The sequence below is a fragment of the Nocardiopsis sp. NPDC049922 genome, from assembly GCF_040660275.1.
Classification (GTDB): domain Bacteria; phylum Actinomycetota; class Actinomycetes; order Streptosporangiales; family Streptosporangiaceae; genus Nocardiopsis.
The window spans coordinates 221,786-236,582 of sequence record NZ_JBFAME010000008.1 but is presented as its reverse complement, the minus strand read 5'-3'; the positions used below and the strand labels follow the sequence as shown (position 1 = coordinate 236,582).

Annotated in this window: 12 protein-coding genes; 8 read left to right on the top strand and 4 right to left on the bottom strand. The window is 71.3% G+C overall.

What is annotated here, in order from left to right:
- Positions 1-125: 125 nt before the first annotated feature.
- The 6 genes from AB0I72_RS17125 (at position 126) to AB0I72_RS17100 (ending at position 5,451) form a co-directional block, all read left to right on the top strand.
- The gene (locus tag AB0I72_RS17125) at positions 126-1,325 is read left to right on the top strand and encodes an acetyl-CoA C-acyltransferase (protein ID WP_358569034.1); all 1,200 of its coding nucleotides are present in this window, start codon (positions 126-128) and stop codon (positions 1,323-1,325) included.
- Entirely contained in the window at positions 1,322-3,415 is a 2,094-nt protein-coding gene (locus AB0I72_RS17120) for a 3-hydroxyacyl-CoA dehydrogenase NAD-binding domain-containing protein (protein WP_358569031.1), read from the top strand. The genes AB0I72_RS17125 and AB0I72_RS17120 overlap by 4 nt, the downstream gene beginning before the upstream one ends.
- Before the next feature lie 150 nt (positions 3,416-3,565).
- The gene (locus AB0I72_RS17115; RefSeq protein ID WP_358569028.1) at positions 3,566-3,778 is read left to right on the top strand and encodes a hypothetical protein; all 213 of its coding nucleotides are present in this window, start codon (positions 3,566-3,568) and stop codon (positions 3,776-3,778) included.
- A gap of 195 nt (positions 3,779-3,973) precedes the next feature.
- Entirely contained in the window at positions 3,974-4,594 is a 621-nt protein-coding gene (locus AB0I72_RS17110) for a transposase (protein ID WP_358569025.1), read from the top strand.
- 171 nt (positions 4,595-4,765) lie between these two features.
- On the top strand, positions 4,766-5,233 hold the full coding sequence (locus tag AB0I72_RS17105) for a hypothetical protein (protein ID WP_358569022.1): 468 nt from the start codon (positions 4,766-4,768) through the stop codon (positions 5,231-5,233).
- Entirely contained in the window at positions 5,230-5,451 is a 222-nt protein-coding gene (locus AB0I72_RS17100; protein ID WP_358569019.1) for a hypothetical protein, read from the top strand. The genes AB0I72_RS17105 and AB0I72_RS17100 overlap by 4 nt, the downstream gene beginning before the upstream one ends.
- A gap of 64 nt (positions 5,452-5,515) precedes the next feature.
- Here the strand turns inward: AB0I72_RS17100 and AB0I72_RS17095 are convergent, their stop codons facing one another.
- Positions 5,516-7,741: an MMPL family transporter gene (locus tag AB0I72_RS17095; protein ID WP_358569016.1), complete on the bottom strand. Its 2,226-nt coding sequence runs from the start codon at positions 7,739-7,741 to the stop codon at positions 5,516-5,518.
- 151 nt (positions 7,742-7,892) lie between these two features.
- Between AB0I72_RS17095 and AB0I72_RS17090 the strand changes: the two genes are divergently transcribed.
- Complete coding sequence (locus tag AB0I72_RS17090) at positions 7,893-8,684, top strand: TetR/AcrR family transcriptional regulator (protein ID WP_358569013.1); 792 nt, start codon at positions 7,893-7,895, stop codon at positions 8,682-8,684.
- 388 nt (positions 8,685-9,072) lie between these two features.
- On the top strand, positions 9,073-10,230 hold the full coding sequence (locus tag AB0I72_RS17085) for a neutral zinc metallopeptidase (protein WP_358569010.1): 1,158 nt from the start codon (positions 9,073-9,075) through the stop codon (positions 10,228-10,230).
- Positions 10,231-10,285: 55 nt separating this feature from the next.
- Here the strand turns inward: AB0I72_RS17085 and AB0I72_RS17080 are convergent, their stop codons facing one another.
- The 3 genes from AB0I72_RS17080 to AB0I72_RS17070 form a co-directional block, all read right to left on the bottom strand.
- Positions 10,286-11,683, bottom strand: coding sequence for an FAD-dependent oxidoreductase (locus tag AB0I72_RS17080; RefSeq protein ID WP_358569007.1), 1,398 nt, complete (start codon positions 11,681-11,683; stop codon positions 10,286-10,288).
- Positions 11,684-11,818: 135 nt separating this feature from the next.
- Entirely contained in the window at positions 11,819-13,735 is a 1,917-nt protein-coding gene (dxs, locus tag AB0I72_RS17075; RefSeq protein ID WP_358569005.1) for a 1-deoxy-D-xylulose-5-phosphate synthase, read from the bottom strand.
- A gap of 280 nt (positions 13,736-14,015) precedes the next feature.
- The gene (locus AB0I72_RS17070; RefSeq protein WP_358569002.1) at positions 14,016-14,786 is read right to left on the bottom strand and encodes a sulfite exporter TauE/SafE family protein; all 771 of its coding nucleotides are present in this window, start codon (positions 14,784-14,786) and stop codon (positions 14,016-14,018) included.
- Positions 14,787-14,797 lie beyond the last annotated feature (11 nt).

Genomic DNA, 14,797 nt, shown 5'->3' with positions numbered 1-14,797 from the left:
CCCGCCGGGAGGCCCCTCCCGGCGGTCCGCGCGCGGTAGGTCCCGCCACCACTCGCGTTATTTGTTACTGGCGAGTAGCATGAGCGTGACAAGTCCGTCCCACCGCCTGAGAAGGAGGGCCCATCGTGCCGCGAACCGCACGCGATGTCGTGTTTGTCGACGGGGTCCGCACCCCGTTCGGCAAGTCTGGCAAGGGCCTCTACGCAGAGACGCGTGCCGACGACATGGTCGTCCGCGTCATCCGCGAGCTGCTGCGCCGCAACCCGGGTCTGCCGCCGGAGCGCATCGACGAGGTCGCCATCGCCGCCACCACCCAGATCGGCGACCAGGGCCTGACCATCGGCCGCAGCGCCGCCATCCTGGCCGGGCTGCCGCAGAGCGTCCCCGGCTACGCCATCGACCGCATGTGCGCCGGCGCGCTGACGGCCGTCACCACCTCCGGCGCGGGGATCTCCTTCGGCGCCTACGACGTGGTGATCGCCGGCGGCGTCGAGCACATGGGCCGCCACCCCATGGGTGAGGGCGTCGACCCCAACCCGCGTTTCCTCTCCGAGAAGCTGGTCGACCCGTCGGCCCTGGTCATGGGGAACACCGCGGAGAACCTGCACGACCGCTACCCGACCATCACCAAGGAGCGCGCCGACGCCTACGCGGTGCGCAGCCAGGAGAAGGTCGCCAAGGCCTACGCCGACGGCAAGATCCAGCAGGACCTCGTCGAGATGGTCGTCCGCTCCCTGGAGAAGGGCTGGGGCCTGGCCACCGAGGACGAGCCGCCGCGGCCCGGCACGACCATGGAGTCGCTCGCCGGCCTCAAGACCCCGTTCCGCGCCCACGGCAACGTGACGCCCGGTAACGCCGCCGGGCTCAACGACGGCGCGACCGGCGCGCTGCTCGCCGCCGAGGACGTCGCCGCCGAGCTCGGCCTGGACGCCCGCATGCGCCTGGTCGACTTCTCCTTCGCCGGCGTCGACCCGGCGGTCATGGGCGTCGGCCCGGTCCCGGCCACCGAGAAGCTGTTCGCGCGCCAGGGCATCTCGATGGACGACATCGGCGTCATCGAGATCAACGAGGCCTTCGCCGTCCAGGTGCTCGCCTTCCTGGAGCACTTCGGCCTCGCCGACGACGACGCCCGCGTCAACCCGTGGGGCGGCGCGATCGCCGTCGGCCACCCGCTGGCCTCCTCGGGTGTGCGCCTGATGATGCAGCTCGCGCGCCAGTTCGCCGAGCGCCCCGACGTCCGCTACGGCCTGACCACCATGTGCGTCGGCCTGGGCATGGGCGGGACCATCCTGTGGGAGAACACCAACTACGAGGGGGGCAAGTGAGCACCGCGATCGAGCAGGCCAGGGAACTCTTCGGCTCCGAGGTCGTCACCAACGCGATCTCCCGTGACGTCCAGCTCCCCTACGGGGCGGGCACCGCGGTCCTGATCACCCTGGACAACGGGCACGACCACACCAAGCCGAACACCTTCGGCCCCGGCGGTCTGCTCAGCCTGGACGCCGCGATCGAGGCCGCCAGGGAGCGGACCGACATCGTGGCCGTCGCCGTCACCGGCAAGCCGTTCATCTTCGCGGTGGGCGCCGACCTGACCGGCGTGCCCGCCCTCCAGAACCGCGAGCAGGCGCACGCCATCGGCAAGCTCGGGCACGACGTGTTCCGCAAGCTCGGCGAGCTGGACGTGCCGACGTTCGCGCTGGTCAACGGTGCCGCCATGGGTGGCGGCGTCGAGGTCGCGCTGCACTGCACCTACCGCACCGTCTCCTCGGGCGTCCCGGCGTTCGCGCTGCCCGAGACCTTTCTGGGCCTCGTCCCGGGCTGGGGCGGCACCTACCTGCTGCCCCACCTGATCGGCGCCGAGAAGGCCCTGAAGCTGATCGTCGACAACCCGCTCGCCCAGAACAAGATGATCAAGGGCACGCAGGTCTTCGAGATGGGCATCGCCGACGCCGTCTTCGAGCCCGCGGACTTCGTCGAGGAGTCGCTGCGCTGGGTGGCCCAGGTCGTCAAGGGCGACATCACGGTCGAGCGCCCCGAGGTCGACAAGGGCGAGGCGTGGGACAACGCGGTCAACATGGCCCGGTTCACCGTCGAGGGCAAGCTGCACGGCGCCGCCCCGGCCCCGGCCCGCGCGGTCGAGCTGGTCGCCGAGGCCAGGAACCGCACGCGTGACGAGGGCTTCGCCGCCGAGGACGACGCGCTCGCCGACCTGATCATGAGCGACCAGCTCAAGTCCGGCCTGTACGCGTTCGACCTGGTGCAGAAGCGCGCCAAGCGGCCCGCGGGCGCCCCGGACAAGCAGCTGGCGCGCAAGGTCACCAAGGTCGGCGTCGTGGGCGCCGGTCTGATGGCCGGGCAGCTGGCCCTGCTGTTCGCCCGCCGCCTGGACGTGCCGGTCGTCATGACCGACCTGGACCAGGAGCGCCTGGACAAGGGCGTGGCCTACGTCCACGGCGAGGTCGACAAGCTCCTGAAGAAGGGCCGCGTCAGCCAGGACAAGGCCAACCGCCTCAAGGGCCTGGTCACCGGTTCGCTGACCAAGGACGCCTTCGCCGACGCGGACTTCGTGATCGAGGCCGTCTTCGAGAAGATGGAGATCAAGCAGCAGGTGTTCGCCGAGGTGGAGGCCGTGGTCTCCCCCGAGGCCGTCCTGGCCACGAACACCTCCTCGCTGTCGGTCACCGAGATGGCGTCCAAGCTCCAGCACCCCGAGCGGGTCGTGGGCTTCCACTTCTTCAACCCGGTCGCCGTCCTTCCGCTGCTGGAGATCATCCGCGGTGAGAAGACCGACGACGCCGCGCTGGCCACGGCCTTCGCCACGGCCAAGAAGCTGAAGAAGACCGCGGTGCTGTGCAAGGACGCCCCGGCGTTCGTCGTCAACCGGCTGCTCACCCTGTTCATGGGCGAGGTCCTGGCGGCCGTGGAGGAGGGCACCGAGCCCGAGGCCGCCGACCGCGCGGTCGCCCCCCTGGGGCTGCCGATGTCGCCCCTGATGCTCCTCCAGCTGGTGGGCCCGGCGGTGGCGCTGCACGTGTCCGAGACGCTGCACGCGGCCTTCCCGGAGCGTTTCGCGGTGTCCGGGCAGCTGGCCGAGGTGGTCAAGGCCGGCAAGACGCAGATCTTCGCGCCGGACTTCAGCATCGACCCGGAGGTGAAGGCCCTGCTCAGCGGCGGGACCGCCCCGTCCGAGGAGAGCGCGATCCTGGACCGGGCGCTGCGCGCGCTGGCCCGCGAGGTCCGCATCATGCTGGACGAGGGCGTCGTGGCCGAGCCCGCCGACATCGACCTGTGCCTGATCACGGGCGCGGGTTGGCCGTTCCACACCGGTGGCATCACGCCGTACCTCGACCGCTCCGGCGTGTCCGAGGCCGTGAACGGCAAGCCGTTCCACGAGGGCGCGCTCAAGGCGCTCTGACGGTCGGTAGGACCCTGGACGGACCCAGCGGGCCCGTCGCCGAAAGGCGGCCGGGCCCGTTCTTCTATGTCATTTCCACACGAAACCGAATTACTGAAGAATTCAGTCACTCATTCATACTTGTCAGTAACCCTGTGTAATATCTGGTGCGTGGCAATCTCCCCAGAACACCAGATCTACACGGAGTTGTTCTCCGACTCCCCCGACATGGCCGTGGAGTTCCTGCGCAAGCGTGACGTCCGCATCCCGGACTACGAACGCAGCGAGATCACCAGTTTTCTCCGAGGATGCCTCGGCCTTCAGGGGGAGGAATCGGAGCCTCCCACCTCAGGCCGTGGTGACGGCCAAGCCGCCCGGGGGTGAGGTGGCTCACACCGGATGGGGATTCTCCCTTCCCTGTCGGCGCTTGTGGCTAGATTGCCGATCGTGACGACACCACCACACACAGACCAGGAAGCTGGGTACGCCCGGTACACCTTTCGGCTGCGTGTGTCGTCCACCGCCCGCCAAGCGCTGTCGCGCGAGTGGGATCGGTGTCGGTGGGTGTGGAACCAGTGCGTGGCCCAATCCCGCGCCGCACACGCGGCCAAGGAGGAGTGCGGTCCGGCCCGGTTGGACAAGATGCTGACCGGGTGGCGTGCGGCCAGGCGTCTGGCCCGGTACCAGCGGATGATGGCCCGCAGGAAACCCGCCAAGGGCCGAAAGCCATCGAAGGGCTACCAGCGGGCCAGGAGACAGGCGGCTCGGGCGCACGCGAAGGTCGCACGCCAACGTCAGGACAGCGCGCGGAAGTGGGCCAAGCGTGTGGTGCGTGACCATGACGCGATCGCGGTGGAGGACTTCACACCTCGGTTCCTGGCCAAGAGCACGATGGCGCGTAAGGCGGCGGACGCGGCGATCGGGGCGACGAAGCGCGCTCTGGTGGAGATGGGTCGCAAGCACGGCCGGGACGTGCGCCTGGTGCGTCCGGCGTTTACGACGATGGACTGCGGTTGGTGCGGTGCCAGAGCCAAGCACCGCCTGCCGTTGTCGGAGAGAACGTACACCTGCACCGCGTGCGGGGTTTCGCGTCCCAGGGACAAGAACTCGGCGTTCGTGGTGTTGGTCCGGGCGGGTCTGGCCCCGGCTGGTGTCGAGGGCATAAGACCGTGCGCCCCGCCGGGGCGCACGGCGGCCTGAGCCAGGAATCCCCGCACATCCCATGGCGGGAAGGGTGATGAGAATCCCCTTCCCTTCAGGGAGGGGAGCAGTCAAGTCCTGCGACCTCGGACACGTCGACCCGGTCGAACGCCGCTCCGACGTCGCCATCTGCTGCGTGGCGAGGGTCCCAACGGCCCCCACGACTCCCCCATGGGCGTCATCGTGAAGGTGCGGCGCGACCTGTCCGAACGCAAGCGCTTCACCGACCCGACCACCGTCGCCGCCTCCCCCGGCCTGGGGGTCCTCTCGGCGACGGCACACGGGGCCCGCAAGGCGGACGTCCTGGACGCCCTGCACGCCGGCCTCGACAAGATCGACCCGGAGAAGGCGGCGAAGTACATTGGTTACTCGCTCCGCCTACTCTCCGACACCGACGGACATAAAGCACTGGAGAAGCTCATGATGGCGGACACGTTCGAGTCCACTAGCGCCTGGACTGAGAGTCTCGAAGCCAAGGGCGAGGCGAAGGCGATCCTGCGCCTCCTCTCCAAGCACGGGATCGAGGTTCCCGAGGAGGCACGTGAGCGTATCAGCCAGTGCCAGGACGCGGACATGCTCGACACCTGGCTGGAACGGGCGGTAACCGCGGCCACGGTCGACGAGCTCTTCGACGAATGATCCTCGACTACCACAGCCCCTGGGCGGACAGCCTCAGGGCCGAGGGCAAGGCCGAGGGAGAAGCGGCCATGCTCCTGCGGGTCGTCAAGGCCCGGAACATCCACGTGACCGAGGAAGCGCGAGCCCGCATCATCGGCTGCCGAGACCTCACCCAGCTCGAAGCCTGGGCCGACCGAGTCCCGAGCATCACCTCCATCGACCAGCTCTTCGACGAGTAACGAAGTCCCGACGGGCCCGGCTCCCCAGATGACGACCGGGCCCGTCGGCTCCGCTCTCGCGGTCCTACACGCGCTCGGGCACCCGCGGCCGCCCGGTCGGGGCGGCCTCCCCCGGGGCGTCCTCCTCGGCGCCGCCCTCGGAGATGCCCACGCGGTCGTGCAGCCAGCGCAGCGGTCGCGGCAGCCACCAGTTGAGGTCGCCGAGCAGCCGCATGGTCGCGGGCACCATCACCGCCCGCACCAGCGTGGCGTCCACGACCACGGCCATGGCCAGGCCCACGCCGATGATCTTCAGGAACAGCAGCCCCGAGGTGCCCATGGCCACGAGCACGACCACCAGCAGCAGCGCGGCGCTCGTGATGATCCGCGCCGTCCGCTGGAGCCCCGTCGCGACCGCGTGGGTGTTGTCCCCGGTCCGCAGGTACTCCTCGCGCACCCGGCTGAGCAGGAACAGCTCGTAGTCCATCGCCAGGCCGAACGACACGACGGTGATGAGCACCAGGTAGGTCGGGTCGATGGTGCCGACCGCCTCGAAGCCCAGCAGTCCGGCGAGCGCCCCCTCCTGGAAGGCCAGGACCACCATGCCCAGGGAGGCGCCGAGCGACAGCGCGCCCATGAGCACAGCCTTGACCGGCAGCACCACGGAGCCGAAGGCGAGGAAGAGCAGGAGCACGGTCGCGCCGGCGACGAACGCCACGGTCGTGGGGACGGCGTCCACGATCGCCGCCACGTTGTCCAGCTGCCGTGCCGCCACACCGCCCACGAGGGCCTCCTCGGCGCCCTCGGGCAGGGGTTGGGCCCGGATCTCGCGGACCAGCTCAGCGGTCTCCGGGTCGTCGATCTCCCCCTCGTAGGCGACCAGCACGTGCGCGACGCCGTCACCGGTGCGCTCGACCCGGGAGAGCGCCACCGACGACGACAGCCCCTCCAGGCGCTCGGCGTACGCGGTGAGGTCCTCCCGCGCGACCTCCCCGGTGACGGCGATGTGCAGGCGTCCCATCCCACCGGCGGGGAAGTCCTCCTCCAGCGCCTCCGTGGCGATCCGGCTGGCGGCGTCCTCGGGCAGGTACCGCTGGTCCGTGGCGCCCAGCTGGGTGGCGGAAAGGCCGGAGCCGAGGATCAGCAGCACGCCGCCGACCGCGACCAGGGACACCGCCGGGCCCCGCATGACCGTGCGGGCCAGACGCGCCCACGCTCCGGCGCCGTCGTGGACCGCGCCGGTGACGGTACGCGTCGGCAGGGGCAGTCGGAGCCGGTCGATCCGCCGTCCCACCACCGACAGCAGCGCGGGCAGGAACACCAGGGCCGCGAGGAGGTCGAACACGACGACGGCGATCCCGCCCCAGCCGATCGACTTGAGGATGGGCTGGGGGAAGAACAGGAGCCCGGCGAAGGCGATGCCGACGGTGACTCCGGAGAAGGCGACGGTCCGCCCGGCGGTGTCCACCGTACGGCCGATCGCGGTGGCGACGGAGTCCCCGCGGTCCAGTTCCTCCCGGAAGCGGCTGACCATGAACAGTCCGTAGTCGATCGCCAGCCCCAGGCCGAGGATGGTGGCGACGTTGACGGCGAACACCGACACCTCGGTCACGTACGTCAGGGCGCGCAGCAGGGTGAGGGAGCCGAGGATGGCCAGGCCGCCGACGCTCAGCGGGACCAGGCCCGCCACGACGCCGCCGAAGATGAGCACGAGCAGGAACAGCAGGACCGGCAGGGTGAACAGCTCGGCGCGCACGATGTCGCTCTCGGCGGTCGCCGACAGCTCGTTCTCCACGCCGACGGGGCCGCCCAGGTGCGTCTCCAGCGGCCCGGCCGCCAGGACCTCGGCGACCTCCTCGAACTGGTGGAGACGGTCGGCGTGGGTCTCCCCGCTCAGGGTCACCGGCACGTAGGTGGCGTGCTGGTCCTCGGACACGAGCATGCCGCGTTCGACGTCGCTGAGGCTCTCGTCCAGGTAGACGTCGTAGGACGCGACCAGGTCCTCGGGAAGGTCGTCGGTGACGCGCTGGACGGCGGCCGCGAAGGTCGGGTTGGTCACCCGCATCTCGTCGCTGCGGAGGACGGCCACGATGTCGACGTCGTCGTGCCCCAGTTCCTCCTGGAGCAGTTCGGTGGCGCGGGTGGACTCGGCCCCCGGATCCTCGAAACCGCTCTCGCTGACGTCGGAGAAGACCCCCGAACCCCAGACGACGGCGAAGGCGGTGAAGAGCCCGGTGGCCGCCAGCACCCACCACCGCCGGCGGTGGACGGCCAGGCCCAGTCGGCCGAACAGGCCAGCGTGTGTCGGCATGCGACGCCCTCTCAGTGAACGCTCTTCATGGCGGTGAACGGCGTTTGCTAACGGTGTTCACTAAAGCGTGCACCCGTTACGATGTCAATATCGCCGACGAGAACCACAGCGCCACCGAACTGGCGCCCTGAGACGGGGTGTAGTGCAGCACATGACGAAACCGCAGGTCGCCCGAGGGCAGGCGGAACAGGCAGGACTGAGCCGCCGGGAGCGTGTGCGCGAGGCCACACTCACCGAGATCAAGGCGATCGCCAGACGGCACCTCGTCGAACACGGTCCCGCGGGGGTCTCCCTGCGCGCCATCGCCCGCGAGATGGGGATGACCGCGCCCGGCCTGTACCGCTACGTGTCGGGGATCGACGCCCTGCTCGTCGCGATCACGGCCGACATGTTCGACGAACTCGGCGCCGCCGTGGCCGCGGCCGACGCCAGCGTTCCCGACGAGGACACCGACCGGCGCATCCGCACGTCACTGCGCGCCTTCCGGGCCTGGGCGGTCAGCCACCGGAGCGAGTTCGCGATCATGTTCGGGCCCCGCCCCCACGTGGATCCGAACGCGGACACCGCTCCGGCGATCGAGGCCGCCCGGCGCTTCGCCGCCACCTTCTACACGCTCTTCGACCGGCTGCTGGCCGAACGCCGCTTCGTCCTGCCGGACAGCGCACACGTCACCCCCGAGCTCGCGCGCGAACTGCGCTCCTTCGCCGAGACCTGCGGCTTCTCCGCCCCGCACATCCCGGTGGAGGCGGTCATGGTGCTCAGTTCGTGCTGGGTGCGGCTCTACGGGGTGGTGTGCATGGAGGTCTTCGACCAGATGAGCGTCGTGATGCGCGACATGGAACCACTCTTCGAGTCCGAACTTCACACCGTGCTGACGGGCCTGGGGGTGAGGTACGAGCCGCCGGGGAGTACCGCACCCACCACCATCGGTTCATCCGATTAGGCCCCATACTGGAGGTTCGCCTTACATGCCGGATTCGCACCCGCGGGTCCGGCTATCTCCAGCGTGTGTCGGCACGAGAGCGAGGACGGACCCCGTGGAGAACCCACCCGGCGGTGACCGGCCCGGGAGCGAGGAACCCCTGACGCGACCACCCGGACCGGACGACACCGCCCCCACCCCACCGGCCGCCGCCCCGGCGCCCACCCCGAACCCCATCAGCCCCACCTCGACCCCCGTCCCCACGGACCCCGCCCAGACCAACCCCGCTCCCCCCGCCGCCCCGCCCAACGTGACGACGCCCCTTCCCCAGTACCCGGGCGATCACCCGCGAACGGCTCCTCAGGTGTCCCAGGGGTTCCCGGGAGGCCAGACGCCCCACAACCCTCAGGTGACCCAGGGATTCCACCAGTCCCAGGGCCCCCGGGTGCCCGAAGCGGTCCAGGGAACCCAGGCGTTCCAGGGGCCTCAAGGAACCCAGGCCCCCCAGGGGCCGCGGGACACCCAGCGTCTCCAGGGCCCGCCGCCGGTCCCGCACACCGCCCCGCACCAGGGGTTCGGGGACGCGTGGAACCACCGCCCGGGCACCCCTCCGGTCCCTCCGGGCGGCCACCCCGGCTGGGCCGGGTCCCCGCAGGCGGGCTGGGCTCCCCCGCACACGTGGTACCCCCCGCAACCGCCGCGCCGCCGGAGCGGCGGGAAGGTGCTGATCGGCACGGCGGCCGCGGCGGCGGTCGCGCTCTCGGCGCTGGCCGCGAGCGTCGTGACCGTGGTCAGCACCCCGCGCGAGGAGCCCTCGGCGGGGGGAGCGAACGTCTCCCTGTACTACGAGGCCGCCCTGACCGCGGCCCCGAACCCGGTGGAGGTCGACCTCGTCGACCACCCCCTGTACTCCGTCGCCATGCCCACGGCGGTCGAGTGCGACCCGCCCGAACTGGACACGGACTCCGACGAGTCCTGGGAGGCGTTCGCCGACGCGACCGGGGAGTGCCTGGACACGCTGTGGGAACCGGTGCTGGCCGAACTCGGGCTCCACGCCGAGACACCGGACATCACGGTCACCCGCGAGTCCCCCGACTCCGGCGACGAGGAGGGCTACACGCTCGCCTACTACGAGAGCGACTACACCCGCATCACCGTCGTCCTGCCCAACGTCCGCGAACTCGGCGCGTTCGTCCCCGACGAGGACCAGGAGGAGGTCTGGGTGGCCCTCATGGGGCACGAGTACGGCCACCACGTCCAGTTCGCGACCGGCATCCTCGACCTCTCCCACGAGCGGCAGTTCGGGTCCAAGGACGAGGAGGAGCAGCTGGAGGCACTGCGCCGGACCGAACTCCAGGCCGAGTGCATGGCCGGGGTCGGCCTGCGGGCGATCATGGACGGCGACGCCGAGGCCCTGGACGTCGTGGACGAGCACTTCAACGCCGGCGGCGACCTGGACACCCACGGCAGCGCGGTCAACCGGTCGTTCTGGCTGAGGGAGGGCTGGTCACGCGAGACCGTGGAGGGATGCGACACCTACGGCGCCGAGGCGCGCCGGGTCTCCTGAGCACCGTGCCCGAGCCCCCGCCCGACCCGTGGCGGGCGCGGGGCCCGGCCGGGGCTCAGTCGCCCTCGATGACCTCGCGGTAGGCCCCCCAGCCGTGCAGCTTCACCCGCTCCCCGCGGTCGAGCCGCTCGGCCTGCTCGGCCTCGGCGCTGTCGATGCGCAGCCAGTCGCCGTACCCGCTGTGCTCGATCCCCAGCTCGTCCAGGAGCGTCTCCAACGGGACCAGGTCCGGCGCGGCCGAGCGCAGCGTCGGCGCGTCGTCGAGGAGGGAGCGGACGGTCCCGGCGGCGTCGGACTTGTTCGTGCCGATCACCCCGGTGGCGCCGCGCTTGATCCATCCGGCCACGTAGTCGCCGGGGACGGGCAGCCCGCCGGTGTCCAGCACCCGGCCGGCCTCCTGCGGGACGGTCCGCTCGACCGGGTCGAAGGGGACGCCGGGCAACGGGACCCCCGCGTACCCCACCGACCGGAGCACCATCCCGACGTCGAGTTCGGTGGTCTCCCCGGTTCCCGCCAGGTGTCCGTCGGGGTCCAGGCGGGTGTGTTCCAACCGGACTCCGGTCACCCGGTCGGTCCCCAGGATCTCCTCCGGGCGCACCCAGAAGTGCAGCAGGACACGGCGCGGGCAGCCGCGCGGGGCGCGTCGCGCCTGGTCGGACAGCAGCCGCAGGTTGGTGCGCGCCGCCCGGGCCACCTGGTGCATCTCGGGGGCGGGTCCGCCCACGTCGGCGGGGTCGATGTCGACCTGGTCAGCGGGCACGACCACGTCCACGTCCGGCAGGGCGAGCAGGTCGCGCAGTTCGGGCGCGGTGAACTTCGCCTGGAGCGGGCCGCGCCGGGCCAGCAGGTGGACGACGCGCACGCGGCTGGCGGCCAGGGCCTCCAGGACGGGCTGGGGGATGTCGGTGTGCCGGAGCTCGTCGGCGGTCTTGGCGAGGATGCGCGCCACGTCCAGGGCCACGTTGCCCGCCCCGACCACGGCGACCTCCTCCGCGCCCAGGACGAACCGCTCCAGCTCGCTGTCGGGGTGGCCGCAGTACCAGTTGACGAAGTCGGTGGCGGCGACGCTTCCGGGCAGGTCCTCGCCGGGAACGCCCAGTCGGCGGTCGACGCTGGCGCCGGTCGCGTAGACCACGGCGTGGTGCGTGCGGGTCAGGTGGGCGCGGGTGAGGGTGGCCCCGAACTCGACCCCGCCGACGAAGCGCACGTGCGGGTGCTCCAGGACCTTGCGCAGCGCGCGGGCCACGCCCTTGATCTTGGTGTGGTCGGGGGCCACGCCGTAGCGGACCAGACCGTAGGGGGTGGGCAGCCGGTCCATGACGTCCACCCGGACGGGGACGCGGCTCTGGCGGGTGAGCGCGTCGGCCGCGTAGATGCCCGCCGGCCCGGATCCGATCACCGCCACCCGGAGCGGCTCGGCGGTGCGCTGCTGGTCGGGGTCGGGAACGGTCATGGGTCCATTCTGACAGTTCCGGGGCCGGTGCCGGGTGCACGTCGAGGGTGTCCCCGCGTCGGGGACACCCTCATTCGTGCGGATCCGGTGGAGGCCGGGGGCCGGGCCCCGCCGTGTCTCAGGCCCCGTCTCCGGTCAGGGAGCGGCCACCGGGGTCGAGGCGGACTCGGTGTGACGGGAGACGGTCTCGGTGAGCTTGCGGGAGAGCTCCTGGGGGGTCAGGCCCTGCTGTTCGAGGATGCGGTCGCGCTTGGCGTGGTCGAGGAACTCCTGCTCGATGCCGAAGGTGCGCACGGGCACGTCGACGTCGTTGTCGCGCAGGAGGCGGGCGACGGCGTCACCGACGGCGCCGGTGCGGCCGTTGTCCTCGATGACCGCCACGACGCGGTGCTCGGCGGCCTCGGCGACCAGGGCCTCGTCCAGGGGCTTGACCCACATCGGGTCGACGACGGTGACGCCGATGCCCTGGTCGGCCATCCGGTCGGCGACCTCGCAGGCGACCTGGGCCATACTGCCGACGCCCACGATGAGCAGGTCCTTGGAGCGGCCGCCCTCGGTGGCCCGGCGCAGCAGGTCCATGGAGCCGACCCGGCCGATCGCGTCGAGGTGCTCGGCGACCGCGCCCTTGGGGTAGCGCACGACCGTGGGGGCGTCCTCGACCGCGACGGCCTCGCGCAGGAGGCGGCGCAGACGTTCGGCGTCGCGCGGGGCGGCCAGGCGCAGACCCGGCACGACCTGGAGGATCGACATGTCCCACATGCCGTTGTGGCTGGCGCCGTCGTTGCCGGTCACCCCGGCGCGGTCCAGGCAGAAGGTGACGCCCTGCCGGTGCAGGGCGGCGTCCATGAGGACCTGGTCGAAACACCGGTTGAGGAAGGTGGCGTAGACGGCGACCACGGGGTGGAGGCCGTTCATGGCCATGCCGGTGGCGGCGGTGGCGGCGTGCTGCTCGGCGATGCCGACGTCGAAGCAGCGGTCGGGGTAGGCGGCGGCGAACTTGTCGAGCCCCGTGGGGTAGAGCATGGCCGCGGTGATGGCGACGACGTCCTCGCGCTCGGCGCCGATCTCCACCATGGTCTCACCGAAGACCGAGGTCCACTTCTCGGCCTTGGGTCCGGGCTTGGCCCGTCCGGTGTCGACGTCGAAGGGACCGGGGGCGTGGAACTGGTCCTCGTCGTGGTTCTCGGCGGGGGCGTAGCCCTTGCCCTTCTGCGTGATGCAGTGGACGATCACGGGTCCGCCGAAGTCGCGGGCGCGGCGCAGCGCCTTCTCCAGGGCGGGCTCGTCGTGGCCGTCGATGGGACCGAGGTACTTCAGCCCCAGGTCCTCGAACATCACCTGCGGCTGGATGGCGTCCTTGACGCCCTTCTTCAGGCCGTGCAGGGCCTCGTACAGGGGCTGGCCGACGACGGGCGTCCGGTTGAGCGTGGTCTTGGCCAGGTCGAGCGCCTGCTCGTAGCCGGGGGTCAGGCGCAGGGAGGCCAGGTGGTCGGCGATCCCGCCCCGGGTGGGCGAGTAGGAGCGGCCGTTGTCGTTGACCACGATGACCAGGCGCCGGTTCTTCCGCTCGGCGATGTTGTTGAGCGCCTCCCAGGCCATGCCGCCGGTGAGGGCGCCGTCGCCGATCACCGCGACCACGGTGCGGTCGTCGCGGCCCCGGACCTCGTTGGCCCGGGCCATGCCGTCGGCGTAGGACAGGGCGGTGGAGGCGTGCGAGTTCTCGATGAAGTCGTGCTCGGACTCGGCGCGGGACGGGTACCCGGACAGGCCGCCCTCGGACTTGAGGTTGGTGAAGTCGTGGCGGCCGGTGAGCACCTTGTGCGCGTAGGCCTGGTGACCGGTGTCGAAGAGGATGGGGTCCTTGGGCGAGTCGAAGACCCGGTGCAGGGCGATGGTCAGTTCGACGACGCCGAGGCTGGGGCCGAGGTGGCCGCCGGTCTGCGCACAGGAGTCGACCAGGAAGTCCCTGATCTCCCGCGCCAGCGTTGGAAGCTGGTCGGCCGGGAGCTTCTTGAGAGCTTCCGGATTGTGTATCGACTCGAACAGTGCCACTGTCTCGTCAGTCCCCTCGTCCAACGTGTCCGCGTGAGTTTGCCGTCTCCGGCCGCCGACCTGGCCCGGAATTGGCTACCGGCAGGTATACACACCCGAGTCTATGAGCCCGTGTCCACGGGTCGCACCCGGGACGGGAACGGGTCGGCGTCCCCGGTCGGAGCCGCCTTCGCCCCCGGAACGCTCCGGGCCGACGGCGCGTGCGCGGACATCGGTCCCACACGGTTTTCCGCGTACATTACTCGCTCCCGAGCATGTCATTGCCCCTCACCCACCGACGCTAACCGAGGGCGGCCCTCGTGAGCAGGCCCATCGCCGAGACCGTGACCACACACAGCATCGCCGCGCGCAGCCGGGCGGCGTCGATCCGGCGGCGCACGACGTTGCCCAACGCGAAACCGGCGCCGACGAACGGGATCGCGGCGACCCCCACGACGGCCGTCCGGGTGTCCAGCTGCCCGCCCGCCCCGAGCGCGACGAGGGAGACGGTCGCGCCGAGCAGGAAGAAGGCCGCCAGCGTGGCCCGCACCCGCGAGGGCGGCTCGTGCTGGTAGAGCAGCGCCATCGGGGGACCGCCCACCGACGTCGCGGTGCCCGCGAACCCGGACAGGCAGCCCGCGACGGCGAGGGAGCCCGGACTGATCCGCACGCGGAAGGACCACACGGACAGCACCACGGCGGTGAGCACCATGGCGCCGACCAGCCCGGCCAGCGCCCGGGGCGGGAGGGTGGCGACCACCCACACGCCCGCCACCGTCCCCGGGATCCGGGCGGGCAACCCCCAGGCCACCCCCTTCCAGTCCACGTGCCGCCACTCCTGGACCAGCGTGAACAGGGGGAGCAGGACCGCGGCGATGAGCATCGCCCCCGGCATGAGCGTCGGGTCCAGGAGGGAGATGACCGGCGCCGCCACCAGCCCGAGGCCGAGTCCGACCGTGCTCTGCACGGCCGCCCCCGCGAGGACGGCCGTTCCGGCGAGAAGGACGAAGACCCAGGGGTCCGCGGTGCCGAGCGGCCCGAGGGAGACGGGATCCAGGAGTGCTGTGTTCATCAGGGAGCCGA